Source organism: Chamaesiphon sp. OTE_8_metabat_110 (assembly GCF_031382685.1).
In the GTDB taxonomy this organism is placed as follows: Bacteria; Cyanobacteriota; Cyanobacteriia; order Cyanobacteriales; family Chamaesiphonaceae; genus Chamaesiphon.
In genome coordinates this window covers 1-8,007 of record NZ_JANMZA010000324.1, presented here as the reverse complement: position 1 = coordinate 8,007, position 8,007 = coordinate 1, and the positions used below count along the sequence as shown (strand labels likewise).

9 protein-coding genes and 1 pseudogene are annotated in these 8,007 nt (G+C 47.3%); 6 read left to right on the top strand and 4 right to left on the bottom strand.

Annotation, left to right across the window (positions count from 1 at the left end; translation table 11 throughout):
• Positions 1-222: hypothetical protein (locus RMO52_RS12020; RefSeq protein ID WP_310414409.1), on the bottom strand; the 222-nt coding region annotated here is incomplete at its 3' end.
• A 230-nt stretch (positions 223-452) separates the two neighbouring features.
• On the opposite strand from RMO52_RS12020, the gene RMO52_RS12015 reads away from it, so the two are divergent.
• Positions 453-1,142, top strand: coding sequence for a DUF3318 domain-containing protein (locus tag RMO52_RS12015; protein WP_309739365.1), 690 nt, complete (start codon positions 453-455; stop codon positions 1,140-1,142).
• Positions 1,143-1,306: 164 nt separating this feature from the next.
• Here RMO52_RS12015 and RMO52_RS12010 read toward each other — a convergent pair whose 3' ends face one another.
• The gene (locus tag RMO52_RS12010; RefSeq protein ID WP_310414405.1) at positions 1,307-1,855 is read right to left on the bottom strand and encodes a cob(I)yrinic acid a,c-diamide adenosyltransferase; all 549 of its coding nucleotides are present in this window, start codon (positions 1,853-1,855) and stop codon (positions 1,307-1,309) included.
• A gap of 317 nt (positions 1,856-2,172) precedes the next feature.
• Here RMO52_RS12010 and rph point away from each other — a divergent pair, with 317 nt between their 5' ends.
• From rph to RMO52_RS11995, 3 genes are all read left to right on the top strand, one after another.
• Positions 2,173-2,895, top strand: a complete 723-nt coding sequence (gene rph, locus RMO52_RS12005) for a ribonuclease PH (RefSeq protein WP_310414402.1) — start codon at positions 2,173-2,175, stop codon at positions 2,893-2,895.
• A gap of 74 nt (positions 2,896-2,969) precedes the next feature.
• Positions 2,970-3,644 (top strand): HAD family hydrolase, encoded by a 675-nt coding sequence (locus RMO52_RS12000; protein WP_310414399.1) that lies wholly within the window; start codon positions 2,970-2,972, stop codon positions 3,642-3,644.
• Between the two features lie 191 nt (positions 3,645-3,835).
• Complete coding sequence (locus RMO52_RS11995; RefSeq protein ID WP_310414396.1) at positions 3,836-4,096, top strand: hypothetical protein; 261 nt, start codon at positions 3,836-3,838, stop codon at positions 4,094-4,096.
• A gap of 502 nt (positions 4,097-4,598) precedes the next feature.
• Here RMO52_RS11995 and RMO52_RS11990 read toward each other — a convergent pair.
• On the bottom strand, positions 4,599-4,796 hold the full coding sequence (locus RMO52_RS11990; RefSeq protein WP_310414392.1) for a hypothetical protein: 198 nt from the start codon (positions 4,794-4,796) through the stop codon (positions 4,599-4,601).
• A gap of 103 nt (positions 4,797-4,899) precedes the next feature.
• The gene (locus RMO52_RS11985; RefSeq protein ID WP_310414389.1) at positions 4,900-6,981 is read right to left on the bottom strand and encodes a M3 family metallopeptidase; all 2,082 of its coding nucleotides are present in this window, start codon (positions 6,979-6,981) and stop codon (positions 4,900-4,902) included.
• Positions 6,982-7,198: 217 nt separating this feature from the next.
• On the opposite strand from RMO52_RS11985, the pseudogene RMO52_RS11980 reads away from it, so the two are divergent.
• Positions 7,199-7,531: pseudogene (locus tag RMO52_RS11980) on the top strand (XisI protein).
• Positions 7,532-7,639: 108 nt separating this feature from the next.
• On the top strand, positions 7,640-8,007 hold a 368-nt coding region (locus RMO52_RS11975), incomplete at its 3' end, for a QueG-associated DUF1730 domain-containing protein (RefSeq protein WP_310414387.1).

Here is an 8,007-nt window from a genome sequence, read left to right as displayed (position 1 = left end):
TGTCTCTACTTCGATACTATTCATTACAGGCGCAGGAGCAGATGGGCGCTTCATCGCTGGCTTCTGGGGAGTTTTGTCGGCTTCATCTTCTTGTGCGGCAGTGTCGATCGCTGGTCGATGGGAGGGCATACTATTAGTGCTAATGTCAGCGCTTGCAGTGGTGGCGGTGAGACTAATGACGGAAGCAAGGGCGAAAATTGTGCCTAAAAAGTTAGATTTCATCGGAAGGTTACTGGGGTTTGGATTTTGCGAATGTCTAAAATTAGCGATGACGTGATTCTTACTGCTAATTTTGAAAGGCTGCACCAACTGTTAAACCTAAGATGACATCTAAAATTGCTATCCACTGCGATCGAGATCGCACAAAGATGTAATCTAATCTCAGATAAACTTTTTCATTCTCGTCCGGGAATTCGCTAAAATAGTAACTAAGATCGATCGAGACTATCACTATGACATCCTATTCTGCTGCCTCTGCTCGCGCTGAAATGAGTGAACTGCGTCGGCTCAAAAGCCTGCTCCCACCAGAACTTCAAAGCTGGGTGACTGTAGAAACGACAGTCGAAGTCAATCCCCCTCTAATTCGCAGCGAAGAATTAGGGAAAGATCAAGTAGAAATTCAGATCGATCTCGTCAAATGGGAACGTCTGGCGCTCGATCAGCGCAACCTGTTATTTTGGCATGAAGTCGCTAGAGTCCAAAACGATACGATCTCCCGCGATGGCTGGGAAATGGCAGCTCTGGCGATCGGCTTAGGCGGTGCTGTTGGCGAGTTATGGGTGCAAGATGGTTTATTATTAATCCTCGCGCTCGGACTTTGTGGTGTATCGGGATATCGACTCTACTCGCGCAATAATAGCGATCGTCACCTCAAAGAAGCGATCGACGCTGATGAAAAAGCGATCGCCCTAGCAACCCGCTTTGGTTATACCCTCCCCAATGCCTACAAGAGCCTGGGTAGTGCCTTAAAAACTCTGACCGATGATACTCCTAAAAAGAGCAAACGCAAGCACTACGAGTCCCGTCTCGACGCGCTCAAACGCAGTGCGACTAAAGCCAAAGATAAAGTCGAGCGCGGACGCACCGCCCCGCGCGGACGCGCTCTAGCCGACGATCGCGAGAATCGTGAAAGTTACCGTTAAGTTCAATGCTTTTTATCTAGTAAAAGCGTAAACCCAGGGTACCCATAAAGGGTACCCAAGATTTATGTCAAGCACTAGTAAATTACAACTGTTGTCAGAATATCAAACAGACCCCCGATTTCTTGGAGAAATCGGGGGTCTGTTATTAAATGGAGCGGATCTATTTATCCGGCTAGCTCCAGGATGGCTGGATGTGGATTCGTCCCCGTCAGGATCAGCTTGAGATCCTTGGGCAACTTAGTGAGAAAATTTAGCGCCGCTTCAATACTAATTAAATTCAAGTCGATCGCTAGACTCAAGTCATCTAAAATTAGCAGCGTATATTCACTGGAAGTTGCCGATTCACCCTGCGGAATTCGAGCTAAATTGCGAACGTGTTTCCATAACTGCTCGAAATTTTGTAACTCTAGATCGTTTAGGTCGGCACTAGAGATATTCCGAATTAAATTACAGCGAATCCAATCTAGATTTTGAGCGAGATTGACCACTCGATCGTGTCCTTGGCGAATCCCACCCTTCAGTAATTGCACGATCAAAACTCTTTGTCCCGTGCTAGCGAGCTGGAGTGCATTAGCAACGATTTCGGTACAAAAGCGATCGGCTGGTGTATCGACAATCTCAATCTGGTGATGAAGTGGATCGGTTTGAGTTTGTTCTAAAGTGTCCTGAGTAATCGTAGTATTTTCTGGATGACTATTTAGTTGTGCAATCATATTCAACGTCAAATGAGCCGCATTTCATTATTCAAAAGGTCTGCCCTGGTGGGTTATCCCTGTCCGCTCGGCAGTCTATAGTAGACAATATATAGCGTTTCGTGCCGAGCGTTTATCCAGTGAAACACCAAATATGCGATCGGTCAAGGGGCAGTTTAGGGGATATGGGATATGGGATATGGGATAGAGGGGAGAGTGTAGAGGGTAGAATTGAGTGGCGTTGCTCGATCGAGAGCTAAATTTAAACCGCATACAAAAGTTAATGAGTATCTGATGCTCTGACTATCTACCTATTACCCCTTACCCATTACTCTCAAATGCAGCGTCAACACCGGAAATCGAATCAGTTACGACCAGTTACCTTTGAGAGCAACTTTACTAAATTTGCCACCAGTTCGGTGTTGACCCATTGTGGCGATACGCGGGTACTCTGCACCGTCACCATTAAAGATGGGGTGCCGAAGTTTTTGGCGGGGACGGGGACGGGTTGGCTGACAGCAGAGTACCGAATGTTGCCAGGTGCTACCCCCCAACGCCACGAGCGCGAGACGCTCAAGCTCTCGGGACGCACCCAGGAAATCCAACGGCTCATCGGTCGGAGTTTGCGATCGACCCTCGATTTTGCCCTTCTAGGAGAGAAAACGATCCTGATTGACGCAGATGTCCTTCAGGCAGATGCAGGTACCCGCACGACGGCAATAACAGGCGGATACGTGGCTTTGGCACAGGCCATCCACAAGCTAATTGCGAGCGGCGAACTGACTTGCTCGCCACTAGTTCGCCAAGTTGCGGCGGTATCGGTGGGATTGCTGGATGGGGAAGCGTTTTTGGATCTGGATTATCCTGAAGATGTCGCAGCCGATGTCGATTTCAATGTCGTCATGACCGATAATCGCGAACTAATTGAAGTGCAAGGTACCGCAGAAGCAGGGAGTTTTAGTCGTCAGCAAATGAATGAGTTATTGGATCTTGCCGATCTGGGAATTCAGGAATTAATGGTCGTCCAAACTGCTGAAATCGCCACGATAAACCCGCTCTAAAGTTCGAGCGATCTAAGTTAGTCGAGTAGGTACCAACGCTCTAAACTGCCGACTGATATTATAGATTTACCATAATGCGAATTATCACCGACTTTGATGGGCCAATTATGGATTTGTCCGATCGATACTATCATGTCTATCAACTCTGCTTAGAGAAAGTTAAACTCCCCAATCAAATTCTAAACATCTTCCCAAAAGCTAAATTTTGGGCGTATAAACAAGCTTTAATTCCCGAACGTCAACTCGGGATCGAGTCTGGCTTGACAGTAGAGCAGGCAGAAGTCTTCAAACAGCTACGCGATCGCCACGCCCATCAAATCCAATATCTACCATTTGATTTAGTCGTACCAGGCTCCATCGCTGCACTCGAAAAGATTCAATCGTCTGGCAGCGAACTATTGGTAATGACACTCCGGCGTACCTGCGAACTCGAACCAGCTTTCAAACAATACGATCTCGCTCGCTTTTTCTTGCCACATTACCGTTACTGCTTACCCAATGACTACATAAAACACGATGATGCCCAAGCTAAAACTCAATTAATGGTGAAAGCTTTAAGTGAATTGAAACCCGATCCAAATACCTGGATGATTGGCGATACCGAGGCAGATATCATCGCCGCTAAAACTCATCATATCAAAGTAATTGGGGTACTATCTGGGATTCGCGATCGCGATCGAATAGAACACTACCAGCCCGATAAAATTGTCTCAAATTTGGCTGAAGCTGTGGAATTCATCCTTGAATAACTTATTCAAGTTACATCTGGTAGCGATCGTTACTTTTTGTCAAGCTTATTTTTGGCAAAGTGAGAATAAGGTTCTTTCGATCCGAGCGCAAAGCGTACCGGAGGTAGTCGATCGACCCAAAGTCTCAAACATTTACTCAACTGATATCGATCGACGAAAAGATGGCTATGTAAACATAGGAGGATACTAAAATGGCCGGACAACTGTGCTGGATTCCCTCATTTGCGTCTAAAGGCAAACTAACTCTATATCTTAGATTAGAACCTTATCATCCCTGGAAACCCCATACCGCTTTTCCAAGTTTATGCGTTCGGGATTATCCAATTCCCGGCGGCTCGAAAGGCTGGGCAACCAGTCAAAGATTGCTTCAATCGGGCTGGACAATCGTTCCTACAGCGCAGGTACAAGCATCTTTTCGGGATAATTTTGGAGACACTTCTCAGGCAGCTTAGAGGATAAATCTACAACTTTGCTAGCACAAGTAGAAACCCAACCTCTTCAAAAGCTGGGTTTTTGAGTAAATTATCGATCGAGCCAAATCTTTTGAGTGTAGGTTGGGTGTAATTCTTCAACCCAACCTCAATCTACTTACTACTCAGATCTAGGATACCCATTCGTCTCTTCAATCTAGTAGAATGTCAAAATTGCACTTTAATAAACTCCGACCAAACTTTTCTCAATTGTATTGCATCAGTTTCAGATAATCGACCAATTTTCTTATTAAACAGTGATTGTTCTAAGCAATCTAATCTCGATAATCGAACGGTAGAAGCGACTCTTAATCCACTTTCTGCCCATCTGTCTAACAAAACATCTGTGTTCGTGCGAGGCGGGGCAGATGTAACAAGAGCAACGATCGCATCTTGTCAATCCAGCCATAAAATAAGTACCGGACGCTTTTTAGCATCAGTACCATTTGTATATTGAATTTCTGCCAACCAAAATTCACCAGCTTTAATAGTCATCATACAGCCCTTCATCTTCAGGCACATAACCATTCAAAAAAGCACTATGATTTCTAATCAAAGTGCTTTCTGGCTCTGAGGTTTCCTCATTTTTTGTCGCAGTACTCAGAATCATCCAGATTTCTTGCAATACTGATTCAGAAGCCTTCGGAAGTAATTGAGTGATTTGCTCGATCGAAGTAAGCATGATGTCAAGATGCTTTTTTTACTATTGATTCACTCTCTATTTTATACCTGGAAATAGGGGCAATTCATAAATTGCCCCTACCGCAAATTTGCTATATTGCAGATTACTTCGCAGCAACTAACCCATTGTGACGCAATAACGCCGCTGGATCTGGCTCACGTCCCCGGAATGCTGTAAACACCTCCATCGGGTGCTGGCTACCGCCCAGCGATAATACTGTATCGCGGAATCGTCGTCCGGTCGTCTCGATCGCGTCCGCATCATCTAGCCCAGCATCTTCAAATGCGGCGAACGCATCGGCACTCAAGACTTCCGCCCACTTGTAGCTATAGTAGCCCGCTGCATAACCGCCCGCGAAAATATGTCCGAAGGAGCAGAGGAAATTGTCTTCCGGTAATGGGGGAATTACCATACTGATTTTGGCGAGGCGATTGCGGACATCGGCAATGGTTTCCGAGCCGCCTGGTTGGAAGCGGCTGTGGATTTCCAGATCCAGCCAGCTAAAGTGGATTTGGCGGAGCATCCCACTACCGCTCATAAATGTGCGTGCGGCGAGGAGTTTTTGATAGTAGTGTTCGGGTAATGGTTCGCCAGTTTCGTAGTGTTTGCCCAGACTCAGGAGAGTGGGGCGATGATAGCACCAGTTTTCCATAAATTGACTGGGTAGCTCGACGGCATCCCATTCGACGTTACTAATTCCCGATGCGCCGACATAATCGACGGTGGTGAGCATATGCTGCAAGCCGTGTCCGAATTCGTGGAACAGGGTTTCGACTTCGCCGAAGGTCATCAGACTGGGTTTGCCGTCTACTGGGGGCGTTTGATTGCAAATTAGGTATGCAACGGGCAAACGTACTTTCGACCCATCTTTATCGGTCAATTTGGAGCGGCTGATGCAATCATTCATCCAGGCACCACCGCGTTTTTCGGCGGGACGGCTGTAGGGGTCGAGGTAGAAAAAGGCTATCGGTTGATTTTGCTCGTTGGCGACTTGGAAGTAGCGCACGTCGGGATTCCAGACGGGTGCTTGGCCGTCGGCGGCGGTAATATTAATGCCAAATAGACTGTGCGCGAGGTTGAATAAGCCCGATAGCACTTGTTCTAAGGGGAAATAGGGGCGTAATTCTTCAGCATTAAAGTCAAATTTGGCTTCCCGCAGGCGTTCCGACCAGTAGGCCATGTCCCAGTGTTTGAGATCGTTGGCTTCGGGGGCATCTTTAGAAATGGCAAAAGCGCGGAGATCTTCGAGATCCTGTTTGGCGGCTTCAAAGCTGGCACTGCGGAGGGATTCGAGCAGATTTTCGACGGCGGCGACAGTGGGTGCCATTTTACTGGCGAGGCTGAGTTCGGCAAAGTTGTCGAACCCGAGGATGTTTGCCATTTCGCGGCGGAGTTCGAGAATGCGATCGATATTACCGAGGTTATCTTGTTCCCCAGATGAAGCGCGACTGACGAGGGCTTTATACACTTGCTCCCGCAAGTCTCGGCGTTGGCTGTGCTGCATGAAGGGCATGTAACTCGGCGCGTCGAGGGTGATTACCCAGGGGCCATCTGTGGGGGTTGCGGCTTCATTTCCGGCGGCTCTGGCGGATTGCGCGGCTTGTCCGAGCAGACTTTCGGGGAGTCCCGCGATTTCTTCAGGTTTAGTCAGGGTGAGGCTATAGGCTTTAGTCGCGTCGAGGACGTTATTGGAAAACTTATTGGACAACTCGGCTAGTTCGAGCTGAATCTGATTGAATCGTTCCTTCGGTGCGCCAGTCAAACCGACTCCAGATAGCTCCATATCGCGGATGGCGGCTTCGATAATCCGTTTTTGGGCTGGATCGAAGTTGGCGAATTCAGGACTGGCCGCGATCGCTTTATAGCCCTGATAGAGCTGGGCGCTTTGTCCCAACCGCATCCAAAACTGGACTGTCTGGGGCTGCATTTGTTCGTATGCGGCACGCAGTTCGGGACTATTTTGGACGCTCATTAGGTGTCCGACGATACTCCACCCCCAGGACAGCCGCTCGACAATCCGGTCGAGTGGTTCGACTAATCCCGCCCAAGTGGGGACGATATTCGCTTCGAGCTTGGTTAATTCTTCATTAGCTTCAGCCAGCAGTGCGGTAATGTCGGGAACGACCTGCTCTGTTTGGATTTCTGGAAATGGGGGCAATCCCTGACCTTGTAATAGCGGATTCATAAGCAAGTGTAGTGAGAATCGATAATATATATTTTCATTATCTCTCGATCGACACTGGATGCCGTGTCTGGTTTACCGTCATCACTAACACCAGCTTGGGGCAAACAGCAACAACATGTTCGTGAATGGCTTTCATTATGTTGTGTGGATGAATTGTAATTGTCGCTGTTAAGATCCGATCTGCTAGAATTCAACAAGTTGGAGCAGAAATCAAACAATGAATAAGCTTCAACAATACCGAAAAATAATCCGTCAAATTCTTACCGAGCAAGCACATCCTTACACCTACTCTAACGATGTAGAAGCAGAAATTATTTGTGATACCGAACACGATCGTTATCAACTTGCATATGTAGGTTGGGAGGAGCAACAACGCATTTTTAGCGTGATTCTACACTTTTATATTAAAGATGGCTAAATCTGGATTCAATACAATGGTACAGAGACGATCTCCCAAGTCTTGACCGAAAAAGGAGTTCTGACATCCGATATCGTACTGGGCTTTCATTCTCCCTTCAAGCGTCAATTTAGTGGCTATTCAGTCACCTAATCGCACTTATTTTAAATAATTATGCTGCTGTCGATCGGTTCTCGATCGCCATCGGTGATAATTTTAAGACAGCAACCTGGGTTAGCTCGGCACACAACATCTGTATCCATGAACGATCGCACTCAACAGGTCAAAGAGCGTGCCCGTGAAATTGGCTTCCACGCCGTCGGGATCGCATCCATTGACCCCAACACCACCAATACCGCCGCCCAACGCCTTCAAGAGTGGTTAGCCTTGGGCTATCAAGCTGAGATGGCGTGGATGTCTGACGCCCGCCGTCAGGATATTTATCGCCTGATGCCATCAGCTAAAACCGTCATCGCGGTGGCACTCAATTATTACACTCCCCACCAACGTCCTGACAGCCCCAACCATGCCAAAATCGCGCGTTATGCGTGGGGGCGAGATTATCATAAAGTCTTAACCAAAAAACTCAAACAACTCACCAGTTGGTTGACTGAAACATTCGATAATGT

What these genes read in the sequence shown, in the direction of transcription:
- RMO52_RS12015 (WP_309739365.1), top strand. Translation starts at nt 453, where the DNA reads ATGACATCCTATTCTGCTGCCTCTGCTCGCGCTGAAATGAGTGAACTG.
- RMO52_RS12010 (WP_310414405.1), bottom strand. Translation starts at nt 1,855, where the DNA reads ATGATTGCACAACTAAATAGTCATCCAGAAAATACTACGATTACTCAG.
- rph (WP_310414402.1), top strand. Translation starts at nt 2,173, where the DNA reads ATGCAGCGTCAACACCGGAAATCGAATCAGTTACGACCAGTTACCTTT.
- RMO52_RS12000 (WP_310414399.1), top strand. Translation starts at nt 2,970, where the DNA reads ATGCGAATTATCACCGACTTTGATGGGCCAATTATGGATTTGTCCGAT.
- RMO52_RS11995 (WP_310414396.1), top strand. Translation starts at nt 3,836, where the DNA reads ATGGCCGGACAACTGTGCTGGATTCCCTCATTTGCGTCTAAAGGCAAA.
- RMO52_RS11990 (WP_310414392.1), bottom strand. Translation starts at nt 4,796, where the DNA reads ATGCTTACTTCGATCGAGCAAATCACTCAATTACTTCCGAAGGCTTCT.
- RMO52_RS11985 (WP_310414389.1), bottom strand. Translation starts at nt 6,981, where the DNA reads ATGAATCCGCTATTACAAGGTCAGGGATTGCCCCCATTTCCAGAAATC.